We start from the raw sequence: 18,085 nt of genomic DNA on the forward strand, positions 1-18,085 counted from the left end.
TTCCTCTGCCTGATGGCGTTAACAGGTCACGCCGCCGTCGATGACGAGGCTTTGCCCCGTCATGAAAGCGCCCGCTTGCGATGCGAGGAAAACCGCGGCGCCCGCGATCTCGTCGGGTTCGCCGATGCGCCGCAGCGGCGTGCTGGCCGTGCGGTGCCGAAGGTTCTCCGGGTCCTCCCAGAGCGCGCGCGCGAAGTCGGTCTTGATGAGGCCGGGCGCGATGCAATTCACGCGCACGTTGTGCGGCCCATACTCCACGGCCAGGTTGCGGGCCAACTGGAAGTCGGCAGCCTTCGAGACGTTGTAGGCACCAATCACCGGCGATCCACGCAGCCCGCCAATGGAAGAGACGATGATGATCGACCCTTCCTTGCGCTCGATCATCTGGGGCACCGCGAAATTGATCAGCCAATGGTTGGCGATTACGTTGTTCTCGAGGATCTTGCGGAACTGGTCGTCTTCGATGCCTGCCAGCGGCCCGTAGTAGGGGTTGGACGCCGCATTGCAGACCAGCACGTCGACCTTGCCGAGCTGCCGGGTCGTCTCTTCCACCAGGTGCTTGAGCTCCTGCTTGGAGGAAATGTTCGCGGGGATCGAGATCGCGCTGCCGTCACCGTGCTTGCGGTTGATCGCATCACGCACTTCGGCGCAAGGCTCCGGCTTGCGTGAAGAGATGACGACCCTGGCGCCTTGTTCAGCCATGCGTTCGGCGATGGCGCGCCCGATGCCACGCGACGAGCCCGTGATGATGGCCACCTTGCCGGCCAACGAAAACAAGGACATGGATTTCTCCTGGAAAGCTTGCGGATCTGCGATTTTGAAGATAGCAGGACCGCCGGGAGAGATCTGTCGCTTTAGTTCCTCGAATCGGCCTGGGCGCCGCGTACCTTGCCGCGGAACACCCAGTAAACGCCGAAGGTATAGAGCGCGATCACGGGCAGCACGACGACACCGCCATAGAAGAGAAAGCGCAGCGATTCGTCCGGCGCTGCCGCGCTGCCGACCGTCACTGCATACGGGACCATGTAAGGCCAGAACATCACTCCCAGCGTCAGGTAGGCTGCGGCGATGAACAGCACGGTCATCGCATAGGCGGCGCCATCCCTGCGCGAGCGGGCGCCGGTGAGGACGCCGATCAGCGCGGCAATTGCCACCACCGGAAAGACCCAACCCCAGGGCCGATCGGCGAGGTGCCCCTGCGCGACCGCTCCCGCGTCGACCGTGAGCGAAACGGCGAAAGCGAGCCCGATGATCGCGAAGACTGACGCTGCCAGCCAGGGAATGCGGCGATAGGCCCAGGCGCGCAGCTCGCCTTCGCTCTTGAGCACGATCCAGCCTGCGCCGAGCAGCGCATAGCCGAGGACGAGGCCGACGCCGGTGAGCACCGAAAAGGGATGCAGCCACTCCAGGGAAGTGCCTGCGAACTGCTCGTTTGCCACCGGAAGCCCGCGCATCAAGGCCCCCACCGCCGCTCCCTGGACGAACGCGACCATCGTCGAGCCGAGGAAGAAGCCGGTGTCCCAGACCCAGCGCATCCTGCGGCTGTGAAAGCGGAACTCGAAGGCGATGCCTCGAAAGATCAGGCCCACGAGCAACAGGAGGATGGGCAGGTAGAAAGCGCCGAGAAACACGGCATAGACCACGGGAAAGGTCGCGAACAAGCCTGCGCCGACCACCACCAGCCATGTTTCGTTGCCGTCCCAGAAGGGCGCGATCGTTTCCATCATGGACAACCGATGGCTCTCTTCGGACGTGGTGCCGAAGAGGATTCCGACGCCGAGATCGAAGCCGTCGAGGATCACGTAGACCAGGATCGACCCGGCGATCACAGCCGCCCAGAAGAGCGCCAGATCGCTGGGTTGGGCCTGGCTCATGCGATGCCTCCGGCCCTGGCCCTGGCCCTGGCGTCGGCGGGCGTTTCAGTGTGCGCCGCAATGGCGAGCGGCCGGCTGCCCGTGACGGTGGCCGTCACCTTCGTCCTGGCACGCGGTCCGTCCCGAAGCAGCTTGTAGATGTAGTAGATGCCGAAGGTAACGAAAAGGCAGTAGACCGCCACGTAGACGATCAGCGATGTCATCACGTCGCTGGCGGTGAGCGAAGGGGTGACGGCATCCGCGGTTCGCAGCAGGCCATAGACCACCCAGGGCTGGCGCCCGATCTCGGCGGTGTACCAGCCCGTGAGGATGGCGACAAAGCCCGTCGGAAAGGCCGCGAAGGTGCACCAGAGAAACCAGCGCGAGGACTCCAGCTTGCCGCGCCAGCGCAACAGATTGCCAACCCACGAGACAGCCAGCATGACAAGTCCCATGCCGACCATCAACCGGAACGCGAAGAACGGAATCAGCACCGGCGGCCGGTCCTCCGGCGGAAACGATTCGAGGCCCCGCTCTGCCGAGGTGAAGTTGCCGGACGCAATGAAACTGCCCAGCCTTGGCACCGAGATGGCATAGAGGTTGCGTTCATTCTTCTCGTCGGGAATGGCAATCAGCACTTCGCTCGCGGGTTGCTCGTTCTTCCAGCGTGCCTCGATGGCGGCAAACTTGGCCGGCTGGTGCTTCAGCACGTACTCGCCCGTCAGATGCCCGAAGAAGAGTTGAACCGGGATCAGTACCGCGGCCAGCCCGAGTCCCCAGTGCAGCATCATCCGGCCTTCGTCGACATGCACGCGCCGCAGCAGATACCAGGCGCCAGTTGCGGACACGCACATCGACGTCGTCAGCATGGCCGCGAGCAGCATGTGCGGCCATCGAACCAGTTGGACAGGACCGAGCACGATCTGCATCCAGTCACTCGGGATGATCTTGCCGTCGACGATGGTGTGACCCAGCGGAACTTGCATCCAGCTGTTGTTGGCCAGGATCCAGAAGGACGAGAACATCGTGCCCAGCGACACCATGCAGCAAGCCACGAAGTAGAAGCGCGGCGACACGCGGTCGCGCCCGAGCAGCATCACGCCGAAGAAGGTCGCTTCGAGCATGAAGGCCGTGAACCCCTCGTAGCCCAGCAGCGGCCCCTGGATGGCGCCTGTCTTCACCGACAGCACGCCCCAGTTGGTTCCGAACTGGAATGCCATCACGATGCCGGTGACCACCCCCATTCCGAAAGACACCGCGAAGATCGGCAGCCAGAAATCGAAGACTCTCCGATAGAGGTTGTTGCCAGTCGCCAGCCTCGCGCCTTCGATGGTGGCCAGCCACGCCGCCAGCCCGATCGTGAATGCCGGGAAGATGATGTGGAAGCTGATCAGGAACCCGAACTGGATTCGCGACAGCAGGACCGCATCGAACACCATGATGCCGCCGCGGTTAGGGCATCAGCTTGTTGACAACGACGCGCTCGAGCCCGTGGCTGGCGTAGGGCGGATAGCGCACGCCAGGGTCCACGGCGCTGCTGTGGTGAAGCACCCCGCGTGCGTTGGTGAAGGCCTCGAATCCCCATCGCCCGTGGTACTTGCCCATGCCGGAATTGCCGACGCCGCCGAATGGAAGCTCCGGAAAAAGCGGATGGATGGCGCAGTCGTTGACTTCGGCATCACCGGAGCGCGTGGCCGAAAGAATCCTGTCGACCACCTGCTTGTCCTCCGCGAAGATGTAGAGCCCCAGTGGGCTCGGGCGGCTGTTGGTCCACTGGATGACCGCATCGACCGAATCGATCTCCAGCACAGGCAGGATCGGTCCGAAGATCTCTTCCTTCATGATCGGCGAATCGACTGCAACATCCACCAGCACTGTGGGCGCGATGTACAGCTCATCGGCATCGGTCTGGCCGCCAGCCACGGCCCTGCCGCTGTCGAGCAGTGCCGCGAGGCGGTCGAAGTTGCGACGATTGATGATGCGTCCATAGTCCGGGCTCTGCTTCGGATCGTCGCCGTAGAACTCGCGGATCATGTCCTTCATGTGCTGCACGAATTCGTCCTTGACCTCGGGCCATGCCAGCACGTGGTCAGGCGCGGTGCAGATGTGCCCTGAATTCAGGAAACGCCCATAGGTGATGCGCCGGGCGGCCGACTTCAGGTTCGCCGACGAGTGGACGATGGTCGGATTCTTGCCGCCGAGTTCGAGCACGCACGGCGTCAGGTTCTTTGCGGCGGCCTGGTGCACGATCTTGCCGACGGGCGGACTGCCGGTGAAGAAGATCATGTCCCATTGCTGCGAGAGGAGGGCCGTCGTCTCGGGAACCGCGCCTTCGACCACCGCGACCGCGCGTGGGTCGAAGTACTTCGGCACCAGACGGGCGGCAGCGGCGGCGCAGTGGGTGGCGATCTCGGAGGGCTTGAGCACGGCGGTGTTTCCGCCGGCCAGTGCAGCCACCAGGGGCCCGAAGACCAGCATGAAAGGTTCGTTCCACGCGCCGATGATGAGCGCCACACCCAAAGGGTCGCGGTTCACACGGATGTACCCCGGCTCGAACACCAGCGGCATCGGTTCGTGGATCGGCTCCATCCACGCGTCGATGTGCTTGAGCGCGTAGGCAGCCTCCTTGGCGCAGTAGTCGACGTCCATCAGATCGGCGTCGTTCACGTTGCGCCGCAGATCTTTCCATAGCGCTTCGCACAGTTCGTCGTGGTGCTCGGTGAAGAGTGCCTTGACCGCTTCGAGTTGGGCCTTGCGCCAGGCCACGGGCCGAGTGTGGCCTTCGAGAAAGAAGGCTCGCTGGCTGGCGACCAGCGAGCTGAAGTCTGGAGATGCCATGTTGCTGGGTTCCTGCTGTAGATGGACGTATGCCCTTGGAGGCAGTGATCGTCGAACCGCCTGTGCGATGGGTCAATCCCGGCGACCACGGGTGAGTGCATCAAATCCGGAGGCATCACGTACGTGGCCGTAGGTGGCCCCCGGGATTGCCATTGGCGCGTTCGAATCGAGAATCCCAGGCTAGCCAGCCCCTGGGCCCATCATGTCAATACCGATCCCTCCCCAAGCGGCGGTGCCGCCCAAATCGGCGACCGCACCGCTGGATTCCGCAACAGTGGTTGCGACACGTGCCGCCAAGGCGCAGAGCAGGGACATGACACGCCTCGTGCTGGGCCTGATGAAGCCCTATCGCACATGGCTGGTGATCGTGCTGATCGCCATGCTGGTCGAAGTGCTGATGAGCCTGGCGGCTCCCTGGCCGCTCAAGCTGATCCTCGACGACGCGCTGGGCAAGCACCACTTGCCGTCATGGCTGGAATGGGCGCACCAGATGGGCATCGGCCGGCACACGCTCGGCGTCGCGCTGTTTGCCGGCATCGCGACCCTGTTGATCGCCGTCATCAGCGGCGTTGCGGCCTACATCGACAACTACTACTCGGCCAGCATCGGCCAGTGGGTCGCGAACGATCTTCGCCTGCGAATCTACGAGCACCTTCATCGGCTGTCCCTCGCGTTCTACGACAGCGCCAAGACCGGGACCTTGATGTCGACCATCACGAGCGATGTCGCGACGGTGCAGAACTTTGCTTCTTCGTCGACGCTCGGCATCGCCATCGACATGCTGACCATCATCTTCATGCTCGGACTGATGGTGTGGCTGGATTGGGACTTCACGCTGATTGCGGTGGCGGTGATGCCCTTCCTTCTGCTGTTCGTGTTCCGGTTCAAGAAGGCGGTGAAGGAAGTCACGCGCAATGTTCGCGCGCGCCAGAGCGAGGTGGTCGCCGTGGTCCAGGAAGGCCTCGGCTCCGTGCGCGCGATCAAGGCCTTTGGCCGCCAAGACCTCGAGTTTGCGCACATGGAGACCGCCAGCCACGCCACCGCGGAAGCGGCCCTGCAGGCGAGAAAGATCAAGTCGCTGTTGTCGCCGGTGGTCGCCATCGTCGTTGCTTTCTGCACCAGCATCGTGCTGTGGAAGGGGACGGCGCTCATCGTCGCCGGGACCATGACCGCGGGGGCGTTGACGGTCTATCTGGCCTACCTGGGCAAGTTCTTCAAACCTGTGAAGGACCTTGCGAGCATGGCGAGCACGATCGCCCAGACGACAGTCGCGCTCGAGCGAATCCAGAAGATCCTGGGTGCCGACGACATCATCCATGAGCACCCCGATGCCGTCGATCCAGGCCGGGCGAAGGGCGAGATCACCTTCGAGCACGTGGCCTTCGGCTATGGCGCGGACGACCCTCCGGTGCTCCGCGATGTCAGCTTCAAGATCGAGCCCGGTCAGGTCGTGGGCATCGTCGGCCCGACCGGCAGCGGCAAATCGACGGTGGTGAGCCTGATGCCGCGCTTCTACGATCCGACCGGCGGGCGCGTGCTCATCGACGGCCACGACATCAGCAAGTACAAGCTCGCGGCGCTGCGTTCGCAGATCGGCTTCGTCCTGCAGGAAACCGTGCTCTTCAGGGGCACCATCGGCGAGAACATCGCCTACGGAAAGCCCGATGCCACCAAGGAAGAAATCGTTGCGGCGGCCAAGCTCGCCAATGCCGACGAATTCATCAGCCGCATGCCGCACGGCTATGACTCGCTGGTGGGCGAACGCGGCGACACGCTTTCCGGCGGCCAGCGCCAGCGCATCGGCATCGCGCGCGCCGTGATCCGCAACAGCCCCGTCATGATCCTGGACGAGCCGACCGCCGCGCTCGACACCGAATCGGAGCGCCTGGTGATCGAAGGATTGACGCGCCTCATGAAGGGGCGCACGGTGATCATGATTGCGCACCGGCTCAGCACGATTCGCGACGCCGACAAGATCATCGTCCTGAAAGACGGCGTCGTGGTCGAGGAAGGACCGAACGACGAACTGATCGCACTCGGGGGCGTGTACGCCGAACTGCATCGCATCCAATACGAAACGCAGCCGTCGGCCGCTGCCGCTGCTGCATCCGCGTGAGGTTCACACCATGTCCCACAAGCTCATTGTTCTGCCCGACGACACATCCAAGCCCATCCTGGACGCCATCCAGGGGGCGAAGACGGCACTCAACATCCGGATGTTCCTGTTCACCGACGAGACGCTCCTCGATGCCGTCATCGCGGCCCGGCAACGCGGCGTCAAGGTTCGCGTGATGCTGAATCCCGCACGCCGGAGCGGAGAAAGCGAGAACGAGCAGGCGCGCGCCAAGCTGGTGGCCGCCGGCATCGAAGTGCGCGACAGCAACCCGAAATTCGACCTGACCCACCAGAAGTCGATGGTGGTCGACCACCAGACCGGCTTCGTCGAGTCATTGAACTGGGAGCCGAGGGACCTGACCGAGACGCGCGACTACGCGGTCATCACCACGCACGACCTGGAGACGCGCGAGATGGTCTCCTGCTTCGACGCCGACTGGGCCCACGAGGACTTCGCGCCGCACCCGGAGTCTCGCTTGATCTGGTGTCCGGACAACGGGCGCCAGCGCGTCGCCGCTTTCATCGACTCGGCCGAGAGCACCCTGTGGGTGCAGAACGAACGCTATCAGGACATGGTGATCATCGAGCGACTCGTGCGCGCGGCAGTGCGCGGGGTCAAGGTCCACATCCTGACAAAGCCGCCACACTCGCTGAAAGCCGAAAAGCTGATCGAGGGCGTGGGTGGACTTCGAATCCTCCAGGATGTTGGCGCCAAGGTGCACACGATGCGGCACTTGAAGCTGCACGCGAAGATGATGCTGGCCGACGGCAAGCGAGCCATCGTCGGGTCGATCAATCTGGCGCCTGGCAGCTTCGACGGACGGCGCGAACTCGCGATCGAGACAGATGATCCCGGCACGGTGCACCGCCTGCAGGAGACGGCGCTGCGCGACTGGGAGTCGTCGCACAAGATCGATCTCAGCGACGCGGGTCTGCTGCAGGACCTCAAGAAGCGCGAACTCGATCCGAGCCACCTGGTGCTCGACGGCGACGCCGCACCGGCGAAGAAGCACAAGGGCAAAGACAAGGACAAAGCTTGAAGAGCCGCGCAGTCATCGCGGCCGCAGTCTTGCTGTGGCTCGCCAACATGGCGCACGCCGGGAGCCCTGCGGAATTCGCCATTCGCTGGGACACCGCGGCAGGCGGACCCCGATCGATCGAAGAGGCTGCTGCCTTGCTTGGGCTGGGGGTCGGCAAGCGCAAGTCCTTCGAGGTGCGGTATTTTTCAGTCGAGCAGCCGGCCGACGCAAAGGATCGCTCGGCCCTCATCGTCCGGCAGCGCTCCTCCGGGCGTTCCGTCGAATCCATGGTCAAGCAGCGAAGCGCCGATGCATTTTCGGCCGGCGATCCGCTGGCGCGCTGGCAGTGCCCGTTTCCGGCAAGGGCGAAGGCAAAGTCCAAGAGTGAAGTCGACGTGGGCTGGACTGCCGAGGGGCTGACGAAGAAGAGCTATTCGCTCAGTTGCCAGGCCGCCGGCGAGGTCGAGACTCTGCTGCCGGCCCGTTTCATGGCAAAGCCGTTCGGATGCGTCAGCCATGTGGAGCGAGCGCAGGCGCAAGGCATCAAGATCGAGCATTGGCGCCTGCCGCGGGGAGCGGATTCGATCGAGGTGTCCTGGAACGGCGAAGACACAGCCGCTGACCTGGAAAAATTCGCCAGCCGGGTCGTTCGTCCACTCATGGCGCACGGTGTCAAGCCGATGGGGGAGAGCAAGACTGCGCTGGGCAGTGGGTGCTAGCGTTTTCATCTGTCATCAACACTTTTGAGGATGTCCTTCCGCCGACTCCGGCAAGAAACTCCGGGTCAACAAAAACAAGCGGAATGATGGATGGAATCGATGCACTGGCTGTTGGTGTCTGGCTTCTTTGCGGTTGCCGCTGCCTTGGCATGGTTGCTCGTGATCCGCCCTGCGTATCGCGTCTGGGCCTCGTTGAACGACCGGATGGCCGACCAGGTCACCCAGTCCGCTGAATTGCTGAGGGATTGCGGTGCGGGTGGATCCGTACCCGCGCGGCTCTCGACGATTCGCTGACACATTGCAGACCGGTCAGCGCAGGCCAGTCAGGTTGCCTTTCCCCGCGCGGGCGCACGGCGCGCCAGCCCGATGAAAGCCTTCAGGTAGTCCACGTCCATATCCGACTCGCGGGCCCCGAGGAAGATTTGCTTGGCGAGCCCATGGCGGCCGAGCCGCACAGGGACGATCTCCAGTTTTCCCGCGTACTCCTGCACCAACCAACGGGGAAGGGCTGCCACGCCTCGGCCGCTGGCGACCATCTGCAGCATGATGTCCGTCGTCTCGATGGTCTTGTGGCGCTTGGGGGTGATGCCGGCGGGCATCAGAAACTGGTTGTAGACGTCGAGCCGTTCGGCGGCCACGGGATAGGTGATCAGAACCTCGGATGTCAGTTGCTGCGGCTTGACATAGGGGGCTGAAGCCAGCGGATGCCTGGCACCGACCACCAGCACCTGTTCATAGTTGAACACCGGCTCAAAGCGCAGCCCGGGTTTGAACAGGGGGTCCGGGGTCACCAGCAGGTCGATCTCGAAGCCGAACAGCGCGCCGATGCCACCGAACTGGAATTTCTGCTTGACGTCCACGTCCACGTCGGGCCATTCAGCGAGATACGGTGCCACCACCTTGAGCAGCCACTGGTAGCAGGGGTGGCATTCCATGCCGATGCGCAGCGTGCCGCGCTCGCCCTGCGCGTACTGCCGGAGGCGTTCCTCCGCGACGTCGAGTTGAGGCAGCACCCGGTTGGCCAAGGCGAGCAGGTAAACGCCTGCCTGCGTGGGTCGCAGGCTGCGTCCCTCACGCAGCCAGATCGCGGTGCCCAGTTGTTGCTCGAGCTTCTTCATCGCATGGCTCAGCGCTGACTGCGTGAGGCAAAGCGTGCCTGCAGCGGCGGTCAGGGAGCCCTGTTTGGCGACTTCCTGCACGATGGCCAAGTGAATCCGCTCGAGCATTTTGTATGAGCGAAATTAATCGATCGTTGAAATAAGACCATTTTACTTCATGGACACGCCTGTCTACGATCGCGCCATCCGAAATCTGAATCGTCCAAGGCAGTCACTCTCATGGTCCTTACCCACAACCTTGGTTTTCCCCGCATCGGCGCGAAGCGCGAACTCAAGTTCGYGCTCGAGTCGTATTGGAAGGGCGCATCCTCACGCGACGAGCTGAAAGCTTTAGGCGCGCAGCTGCGCCAACGTCACTGGCAGCATCAGGCCGGCCTCGATCTCGCCCCGGTCGGTGATTTCGCTTTCTATGACCAGGTGCTGGACATGAGCTTCACGCTGGGCAATCTGCCCGAACGCGTGTGCGATTTCCATGGCGATGCACTGGACAACTATTTCCGGGTCGCGCGCGGTCGCTCGGCTCAAGGCGCCGAAGACCACGGTGCATGCTGCGGCGGTGTCGCTGCCGGCGAGATGACCAAGTGGTTCGACACCAACTACCACTACATCGTGCCGGAGTTCAGCGCGCAGACCCAGTTCCAGCTCGATGCCTCTCGCTTGCTGGAACAACTGGCCGAAGCGAAGGCCCAAGGCGTCAACGCGAAGCCCGTGATCGTCGGGCCGGTCACCTACCTGGCCATCGGCAAGGCCAAGGATGGCTCGGACAAGCTGGCGTTGCTGCCACGTCTTCTGACGGTCTACGCCGACTTGCTCGCCACCCTCGCCGCGCAGGGAATCGAATGGGTGCAGGTCGACGAACCGTTGCTGGTCACCGAGCTTGATGCCGAATGGCAGCACGCCTTCAACATCGCCTATCACCAACTCAAGGGCGCCCGCGTCAAGCTGCTGCTGGCCACCTACTTCGGACAGCTGCTGGACAACCGCTATCTCGCGGTCAACCTGCCGGTTGCGGGCCTGCACATCGACGCGATCAAAGGGCGCGACGACGTGAAGCCGTTGCTGAACCTGTTGCCATCCCACAAGGTGCTGTCGCTGGGCGTGATCGACGGCCGCAATATCTGGAAGACCGATCTGGCCGCGGCGCTCGACTGGGTCGAGCCGATCGCGCAGCAACTTGGCGACCGATTGTGGATTGCGCCGTCCTGCTCGCTGTTGCACGTGCCGGTCGATTTGGCGAGCGAGCAAAAGCTCGACCCCGAAGTCAAGTCATGGCTTGCCTATGCACTGCAGAAGCTGGACGAGCTGAAGGTGCTGGCGACAGGTCTCAACCAGGGCCGCGATGCAGTCAACGACGCGCTGGACGCCAACCACGCTGCCATCGCGACGCGTCGGTCGTCGCCGCGCGTCAACAAGCCGGCAGTCAAGGCGGCGATGGCCCGACTCGATGCCAAGCTCGGTGAGCGCAAAAGCGGTTACGCACAACGTGCCCCTCTGCAGGCGGCCAGGCTGAAGCTTCCCGCGTTCCCGACCACCACCATCGGCTCGTTTCCGCAGACCGCCGAGATCCGTCACGCGCGAAGCCAGTTCAAGGCCGGCGAACTCGATGAAGTTGGCTACAAGGCCGCAATGCAGGCGGAAATAGCCCGCTGCGTGCGTGAGCAGGAGGCATTGGGCCTGGATGTGCTGGTTCACGGCGAGGCCGAGCGCAATGACATGGTCGAGTACTTCGGCGAGCAACTCGATGGCTACGCCTTCAGCCAGCTCGGCTGGGTGCAATCCTATGGCTCACGTTGCGTGAAGCCGCCGATCCTCTTCGGCGACATCACCCGCCCCAAGGCGATGACGGTCGAATGGATCCGGTACGCGCAGTCGCTGACCGACAAACCGATGAAAGGCATGCTGACCGGCCCGGTCACGATCCTGAACTGGTCATTCGTGCGCGATGACCAGCCGCGCTCAGTGTCCTGCAAGCAGTTGGCGCTTGCGATCCGCGAGGAAGTGCTCGACCTGGAGAAGGCCGGCGTGCGCGTGATCCAGATCGACGAAGCGGCTTTGCGCGAAGGGCTGCCGCTGCGCAAATCGCAGTGGAAATCCTACCTCGACTGGGCCGTCGAGTCCTTCCGCATCACCGCCAACGGCGTGCACGACGAGACCCAGATCCACACGCACATGTGCTATTCGGAGTTCAACGACATCATCGGGTCGATCGCCGACATGGATGCGGATGTGATCACGATCGAGACCTCGCGCTCGAACATGGAACTGCTCGACGCGTTCGACAATTTCAACTATCCGAACGAGATCGGTCCCGGTGTCTATGACATCCACTCGCCCAACATCCCGACGCAGGCGCACATCGTGCAACTGATGGAGAAGGCGGCCGAGCGTATTCCGGCCGGGCGACTGTGGGTGAATCCGGACTGCGGCCTCAAAACGCGCCAGTGGGCAGAAGTGATTTCCGCGCTGACCCACATGGTGGAAGCCGCCAAGACCCTGCGCACGACAGCCCGGGCGGGCGCCACCACCTCGGATTCGCCGATCCGGCCGGGTAGGGAGTGAAGTCGTAGCGCAAGCTCTCCGCCGCCGTGAGGAACGGCGCATAGGGGAGCAGCAAGGCGCCCGCAAAGTAATTCGTCAGGCGAGCGATACGGCCGAGGAGGTCTCGATCTACGATGGTGGCGCCGACGGCATGGCCGCGGCGAAACGTCCAGCACCAGCAAGACGGTGATCCTGTCCATATGGAAGGCCAGGTTCGCGTGCCTGGCGACAGCTTTTGAATCTCACAGGAGTTCCTGAATGTCTACCCGCAAACAACTCAGGGCTTTGGTCGAAGCCCGCCGCGGCGTGATCGTGCCCGGCGCGTTCAACGCGCTCTCGGCCAAGGTCGTCGAAGACCTCGGCTTCGAGGCCATCTACATCACCGGTGCCGGCGTGACCAACATGTGGTTCGGCATGCCCGACCAGGGCTTCATGGGCCTGCATGAGATCGCCGAGCACACGGCGCGCATTCGCGATGCGGTGAGCGTCCCGCTCATCGTCGACGCCGACACCGGCTTCGGCAACGCACTCAATGTGCGGCACACGGTTCGCGTGCTGGAGCGGGCGGGCGCCGACTGCATCCAGCTCGAAGACCAGGTGGCACCCAAGCGATGCGGCCACTTCTCGGGCAAGGAGGTCATCTCGACCGAGGAGGCGGTGAGCAAGATCAAGTCGGCCGTCGATGCGCGGCATGACCCGGACTTTCTCGTCCTCGCGCGCACTGACGCGTGTGCCACGCAAGGCTTCGAGGCTGCCATCGAACGGGCGCAGAAGTTCGCCGAGGCCGGCGCTGACATCCTCTTCGTCGAAGCGGTCACCACAGCGGAAGAGATCCGTGCATTGCCGCAGCGCCTGCACAAGCCGCAACTGATGAACATGGTGATCGGCGGCAAGACGCCAATCTTTGGCGCTGAGGAGCTGGGACAGCTGGGATACGGCGTGGTGCTCTACGCGAACGCGGCACTCCAGGGCGCCGTCGCGGGAATGCAGAAAGCACTCACCACGTTGCGCGACTCCCGCCGTCTGACGGAAGACCCGGCACTCGTCGCGCCATTCGCGGAGCGACAGCGCCTGGTCGGAAAGCCCGAGTGGGATGCGTTGGAGAAGCGCTATTCCTGACTTGCTCTGACGGGTGCTCCGCACTCTGCATTAACCACTGTCTCCGATGCGACTAAGGCCGAGTTGCAATGAGGCCCGATTAGGGAAAACCTCGTGAATGTGACACTCGGTCACCCATAGCATGACTCGGCTTTCTAACGCCTGAGAAAAACGGAGACAAACATATGAGGCTTTATAAAAGGCTGGCGGCGTGTGCCGCGGGCTCGACCTTGTGCGTCTTATTGGCTGCCTGTGGCGGCGGTGGTGGAGGCGGGTGGCTCCCCACGTCGACACAGGGAGGACAGGTGAAGGTGCAGCCGCTGTCGACGCGCGCCGACATGGTGTCCGGCGGCTCTGCATTGGTCGAGATCAAGATGCCGGTCGGCGCCTCGACTTCAATGCTGAAAGTCACGCTCGGCTCTACCGACGTGACGAGTGCTTTCAAGGAAAAGCGCAGTGACGGGCGAACCGTGGGACTCGTGACCGGACTGGCCAAGGGTGACAACTCACTCAAGGTGACGTCCACCGACAACTCCTTCCGCGGCGCGTCGCTCACACTGACCAATCATCCGATCGGCGGTCCTGTGCTGTTGAGCTCGCAGGTCATGCCCTGGGTTTGCGCGACGCCGACACCGACGGCCGCAACGGCATCGGCCGCCGGAACGAATGCGAGTGGCCTGCCGACCACCGCGACCGACGCGCAATGCAATATCGCGACGCAGGCCAAGCTGTACTATCGGACGCTCACGCCGTTGACCGCGACCGCCGGCGATGGCGGCTGTTCGTTCGTGCTGCCGGACCCCTCGCCGACCATTGCGAATCCGAACCCGCCGACACCGGCGAACTCGTGCCTGCAGCCTTATGTGCACGGCACGACGCCAATGTCGTCGGTCGCGACCACCACCCCGCTCGGCGCGACGACGCCGGTGCCGTACATCGTCAGGGTCGAGCGCGGGACCGTGAACCGCGGCATCTTCGACATCGCCGTGCTGTTCGATCCGACCAAGCCCTGGACTGCCAATGCACCGCAGGCGCAATGGACCGGCAAGGTGGTCTATTCGTTCGGGGCGAGCACCGGCCAGCCGCGCCAGCAGTTCCGCTCGGAACAGAACTGGGCGGACGACAGCGCGCTCTCCCGCGGCGTCATGGTCGTCGACAACAGCATGACCGATTCGCTCTACAACTCGAATCGCATCCTGGCCGGCGAAACCGTGATGATGATGAAGGAATACATCACCAAGTCGTACGGCGAGATCAAGTACACGATGGGCAATGGCTGCTCCGGCGGATCGATCGGACAAAACACCGTGGCGTCGACGTTCCCGGGCCTGCTCGACGGTATTCAGGTTCAGTGCGACTACCCCGACTCGATCACCACCGGTATCGAAGTGGCCGACTGCGTGCAGCTCGTGAACTTCTACGCCAGCCCAGCCTGGAAGAATCTCCAGACTGGCCTCGACGCACCGACCGTTGCCGCCAAGAAGACCGCCATCAATGGCCACCTCGATCAAACGGGCTGCCATTCGTGGGTTAACGCCTTCGGCTACAACAACAAGCCCGGCAACTACGCGCCGATGTTTGTTGCCAATCCGGCCGGGGATCTCGTGCCGGGTGCCACCACCAACAATTGCAAGCTGCCGGCCAGCCAGGTCTATGACCCGGTCTCCAACCCGACCGGCCCGCGCTGCGGTGACCCCGATCTCGCAGTCGCTGTCTGGGGAGTTGCACCGGGCACGACGCGAGCCAACCAGACGAACGACAACGTCGGCGTCCAGTACGGCCTGAAGGCGCTGCTTTCCGGAGCGATCAACGCCGAGGAATTCGTGACGCTGAACGAAGGCGTCGGCGGCAGCGACGCTGATTCCAACCTGACGACGTCGCGCTCGGTGGCCGATCCGGCCGGATTGCAGATCGCCTATCAGAGTGGAATCGTCGCCAGCGGCGTGCAGCTCGCAAAGCTCCCGATCATCGATCTTCGCGGCTATGACGAATCCGGCATCCACTACATCTGGCGCAGCTTCGCGGAACGCGATCGCCTCGACCAGGACGGTGGTGGCCACGGCAACCAGGTGATGTGGCGCTTCGGTACCGGCCTGGTTGCGCCGGCACCGCTCACGCTCCAGTCTTTCCTGATGATGGACACCTGGCTCTCGAGCCTGGTCACTTCCGCGCCGAAGGCGACGCTGAACAGCGAGCGCACGCCGGCTCAGGTGCTCGCCTCCAAGCCATCGGCGGCATTCGACTATTGCTACCTGAGCACCGACACTTCGTTCTCGACCAAGGTGACCGATCAGGCGACATGCAATGCGGACCCCAAGCTCGCCATCCATGCGTCGCCGCGGCAAGTCGCTGGTGGCCCACGCGCGGAGAACATCCTGAAGTGCACGCTCAAGCCGCTGAATTTCAGCGATTACACCGGCATCACCTTCACGGGCATTCAGCAAACCCGCCTGCAAGCAGTGTTCAGCACGGGCGTCTGCGACTACTCGAAGCCGGGCGTGGGGCAGCAAGCGCCCGTCTCGCCCCGCACCTATGCGAACGGCCCAGGCGGGACGCCGCTTCCGCCGGCACCGCAGGCGACGCCGATCTGATCAGCTGATCTGATCCGCGCTTCATCCAGGCCGGTTCGCCGGCCTGGATGATTTTGTTTGTTCGTCGCTCAGCGTCGATCAGCGTCGCTCAGCGTCGATCAGCGTCCCTGTGGCCCGACCGAATGATCGACCCGATAGCGGCGCGGAGCCTTGCCGCGAGCGGCGGCGAATGCGCGACTCAGGGTGCTGGCGCTTGCATAGCCGCACTCGCGCGCCACGTGCGCCAATGGCAGGCGCGTCGTCGCAAGCAGATGGTCGGCATGTTCGAGCCGCAGGTTCGCGACGTACTGGCGCATGTTGAGGCCCACGGCCTCGGCAAAGCGGCGTGACAGGCTGCGCTCGCTCAATCCAACCTGCCGTGCAAGCGCAGCCAGGGTGGGCGGCGGGTCCATTTCCCGTTCGAGTGTTTCCTGTACGGCAATGACTTGCGCATCGCCGTGTCTCTTGTAGGGCGCACTCCACAGCGCGAGTTTGTTGTCCGCAGGGAGCGCCTCGGTGCTTGTGTGGCGCAGAAAGCGGCGTGCGCGCTGCATTCCGAAGAATCGCTCGATCAGGTGTGCACAAGCGTCCACCGTGGGGCCAATGCCGCATACCGTCACGATGTCGGCGGCGGCGACGATCCGGCGAGACGACTGGTAGCGCACCTCCGGAAAGCGCCGCTGGATGATCGAGCGCTCGCTCAGCAGCCCCGTGGCCTCGCGGCCATCGAGCAGCCCCGACTTCGCCAGCAGAAGCGCTCCGCCGAAGCTCATCAGCAATGCACCGCGCGCGTGCTGGCGCCGCAGCCATAGGCCGTACTGCGCGTCGTCTTCGGTGGTCTCGGCCGCCGGTGCGAACTGCGCAGGCACGACCACCACGCTGAAGTCTCCCGATCGCCTCAGCGTCAGGTCAGGTGCCAGAGGCAGGCCGCCAAAGCTTGTGACCGGCGCTCTGCTGCGCGCCACGAGCCGCACATCGAACAGCGCACTGGCCGCGATGTCGTCGTTGCGCATCGCCAGCGTGCCAGCGGCCTGGAGCAGGTCGCGCACCAACAATACCGATCCTGCCCACGGCCTGTCAGGAAGAACGATCGCCACGCGCACTGGCTTCGCGGCGCCCGACGCTTTCATGTCATTGATCTGGCGCTTCATGTCAACAAATTGTGCCGGTGCTTTGCTTCAATCGAGGCTTCCGGATTGGAAATGGAGTGTGATCGATGAATGACGTACGCAAACTGCTGGACCGCCAGGAGCTGCGCGACTTGCAGCGCAAGTCCAACGGGCACGCCGCCTGGATGCTGCTGGTCAACTGGAGCCTGATCGCCGCCAGCTTTGCCCTCGTCATCGCACGGCCGGGCGTTGCCGCGGTGGGCGTGGCCATGCTGGTGTTGGCCGGCCGCCAATTGGGACTGGGCATCCTGATGCACGAGTGCGCACACCGCTCGTTCACGCCTTCGCGCGCCTTGAACGACTGGATTGGACAGTGGCTGTGCGCCGCGCCCGTGTTCGCGGATCTTTCGATCTATCGCAGCTATCACATGACCCACCATGTGAAGACCGGTACGCCGGACGATCCCGACCTGCCCAACTACCGCGGCTATCCGGTGACCAAGGCTTCCCTCGCACGCAAGGTCTTGCGCGACCTCGTCGGCATCACCGGGCTCAAGGCCGCGGCGACGCTGGCGATGTTGTATGCGCATGCGGAACCCCAGAAACTGCGATTCGGCTATGCCTACAAGAAGGAGAGTGCCGACGCCGGGGCAGCGCTTGCCGACGGGCCGGGAAAGCGCACCGTGGGCCATCTGCTGTGGAATGCTCGCCGCATCCTGCTGGTCCACGCAGCCGCACTGGCACTGCTGTGGGCTTGCGGCCACCCGATGGCGTATGTGCTCTGGCCGGCGTCATGGCTCACCACTTACATGCTGGTCAGCCGCATCCGCAATGCCGCAGAGCACGGCGCGCTGCCGGGCACCATGAGCCAGGACGTATGGTGCAACACCCGGACTGTCCTCGCGTCGTGGTGGGAGCGTCTTCTCTTCGCGCCCAACTTCGTCAACTATCACGTCGAGCACCATCTGGCACCCACCGTGCCGTCATACAACTTGCGCCGCATGCATGCGATCCTCGAGCGAAAGGGCGCCTTGAAAGAGGCGCGGGTCGCGCACGGCTATGTGCAAGTCGTGCGCGACCTCGTCAAAGCGAAGTGACCTCCGGCCGG

General features: G+C 63.7%; 14 protein-coding genes and 1 pseudogene. 8 read left to right on the forward strand and 7 right to left on the reverse strand.

What is annotated here, in order from left to right; genetic code table 11:
• Positions 1 to 18: 18 nt before the first annotated feature.
• The 4 genes from AC1DSF_RS08830 to AC1DSF_RS08845 form a co-directional block, all read right to left on the reverse strand.
• On the reverse strand, positions 19 to 783 hold the full coding sequence (locus tag AC1DSF_RS08830; RefSeq protein WP_478124364.1) for an SDR family NAD(P)-dependent oxidoreductase: 765 nt from the start codon (positions 781 to 783) through the stop codon (positions 19 to 21).
• 71 nt (positions 784 to 854) lie between these two features.
• On the reverse strand, positions 855 to 1,874 hold the full coding sequence (cydB, locus tag AC1DSF_RS08835; protein WP_478124365.1) for a cytochrome d ubiquinol oxidase subunit II: 1,020 nt from the start codon (positions 1,872 to 1,874) through the stop codon (positions 855 to 857).
• Positions 1,871 to 3,292, reverse strand: a complete 1,422-nt coding sequence (locus AC1DSF_RS08840; RefSeq protein ID WP_478124366.1) for a cytochrome ubiquinol oxidase subunit I — start codon at positions 3,290 to 3,292, stop codon at positions 1,871 to 1,873. The genes cydB and AC1DSF_RS08840 overlap by 4 nt, the downstream gene beginning before the upstream one ends.
• Positions 3,293 to 3,305: 13 nt before the next feature.
• Positions 3,306 to 4,691: an aldehyde dehydrogenase family protein gene (locus AC1DSF_RS08845; RefSeq protein WP_478124367.1), complete on the reverse strand. Its 1,386-nt coding sequence runs from the start codon at positions 4,689 to 4,691 to the stop codon at positions 3,306 to 3,308.
• 313 nt (positions 4,692 to 5,004) lie between these two features.
• Between AC1DSF_RS08845 and AC1DSF_RS08850 the strand changes: the two genes are divergently transcribed.
• The 4 genes from AC1DSF_RS08850 to AC1DSF_RS08865 all read left to right on the forward strand — a co-directional run bounded on the left by AC1DSF_RS08850 (position 5,005) and on the right by AC1DSF_RS08865 (position 8,838).
• On the forward strand, positions 5,005 to 6,807 hold the full coding sequence (locus AC1DSF_RS08850; RefSeq protein ID WP_478182682.1) for an ABC transporter ATP-binding protein: 1,803 nt from the start codon (positions 5,005 to 5,007) through the stop codon (positions 6,805 to 6,807).
• A gap of 10 nt (positions 6,808 to 6,817) precedes the next feature.
• A complete protein-coding gene (locus AC1DSF_RS08855) occupies positions 6,818 to 7,846 on the forward strand; it encodes a phospholipase D-like domain-containing protein (RefSeq protein ID WP_478124369.1) in 1,029 nt (342 codons plus the stop codon).
• A complete protein-coding gene (locus AC1DSF_RS08860; protein ID WP_478124370.1) occupies positions 7,843 to 8,544 on the forward strand; it encodes a hypothetical protein in 702 nt (233 codons plus the stop codon). Before AC1DSF_RS08855 ends, AC1DSF_RS08860 begins: the two co-directional genes overlap by 4 nt.
• Positions 8,545 to 8,634: 90 nt before the next feature.
• The gene (locus AC1DSF_RS08865) at positions 8,635 to 8,838 is read left to right on the forward strand and encodes a hypothetical protein (protein WP_478124371.1); all 204 of its coding nucleotides are present in this window, start codon (positions 8,635 to 8,637) and stop codon (positions 8,836 to 8,838) included.
• 29 nt (positions 8,839 to 8,867) lie between these two features.
• On the opposite strand, the gene AC1DSF_RS08870 is transcribed toward AC1DSF_RS08865, so the two are convergent.
• Complete coding sequence (locus AC1DSF_RS08870) at positions 8,868 to 9,770, reverse strand: LysR family transcriptional regulator (RefSeq protein ID WP_478124372.1); 903 nt, start codon at positions 9,768 to 9,770, stop codon at positions 8,868 to 8,870.
• A 111-nt stretch (positions 9,771 to 9,881) separates the two neighbouring features.
• On the opposite strand from AC1DSF_RS08870, the gene metE reads away from it, so the two are divergent.
• The gene (metE, locus tag AC1DSF_RS08875) at positions 9,882 to 12,221 is read left to right on the forward strand and encodes a 5-methyltetrahydropteroyltriglutamate--homocysteine S-methyltransferase (protein ID WP_478182683.1); all 2,340 of its coding nucleotides are present in this window, start codon (positions 9,882 to 9,884) and stop codon (positions 12,219 to 12,221) included.
• Between the two features lies 1 nt (position 12,222).
• On the opposite strand, the pseudogene AC1DSF_RS08880 reads toward metE, so the two are convergent.
• Positions 12,223 to 12,306, reverse strand: a pseudogene (locus tag AC1DSF_RS08880) (ImmA/IrrE family metallo-endopeptidase); the annotation flags it as partial.
• A 152-nt stretch (positions 12,307 to 12,458) separates the two neighbouring features.
• Between AC1DSF_RS08880 and AC1DSF_RS08885 the strand changes: the two are divergent.
• The gene (locus AC1DSF_RS08885; RefSeq protein ID WP_478124374.1) at positions 12,459 to 13,319 is read left to right on the forward strand and encodes an isocitrate lyase/PEP mutase family protein; all 861 of its coding nucleotides are present in this window, start codon (positions 12,459 to 12,461) and stop codon (positions 13,317 to 13,319) included.
• A gap of 164 nt (positions 13,320 to 13,483) precedes the next feature.
• On the forward strand, positions 13,484 to 15,889 hold the full coding sequence (locus AC1DSF_RS08890) for a DUF6351 family protein (RefSeq protein WP_478124375.1): 2,406 nt from the start codon (positions 13,484 to 13,486) through the stop codon (positions 15,887 to 15,889).
• A gap of 98 nt (positions 15,890 to 15,987) precedes the next feature.
• On the opposite strand, the gene AC1DSF_RS08895 is transcribed toward AC1DSF_RS08890, so the two are convergent.
• Positions 15,988 to 17,019, reverse strand: coding sequence for a GlxA family transcriptional regulator (locus tag AC1DSF_RS08895; protein WP_478124376.1), 1,032 nt, complete (start codon positions 17,017 to 17,019; stop codon positions 15,988 to 15,990).
• 65 nt (positions 17,020 to 17,084) lie between these two features.
• On the opposite strand from AC1DSF_RS08895, the gene AC1DSF_RS08900 reads away from it, so the two are divergent.
• Entirely contained in the window at positions 17,085 to 18,074 is a 990-nt protein-coding gene (locus AC1DSF_RS08900; RefSeq protein ID WP_478124377.1) for a fatty acid desaturase family protein, read from the forward strand.
• Positions 18,075 to 18,085 lie beyond the last annotated feature (11 nt).

Source organism: Variovorax sp. 01N429 (genome assembly GCF_056399425.1).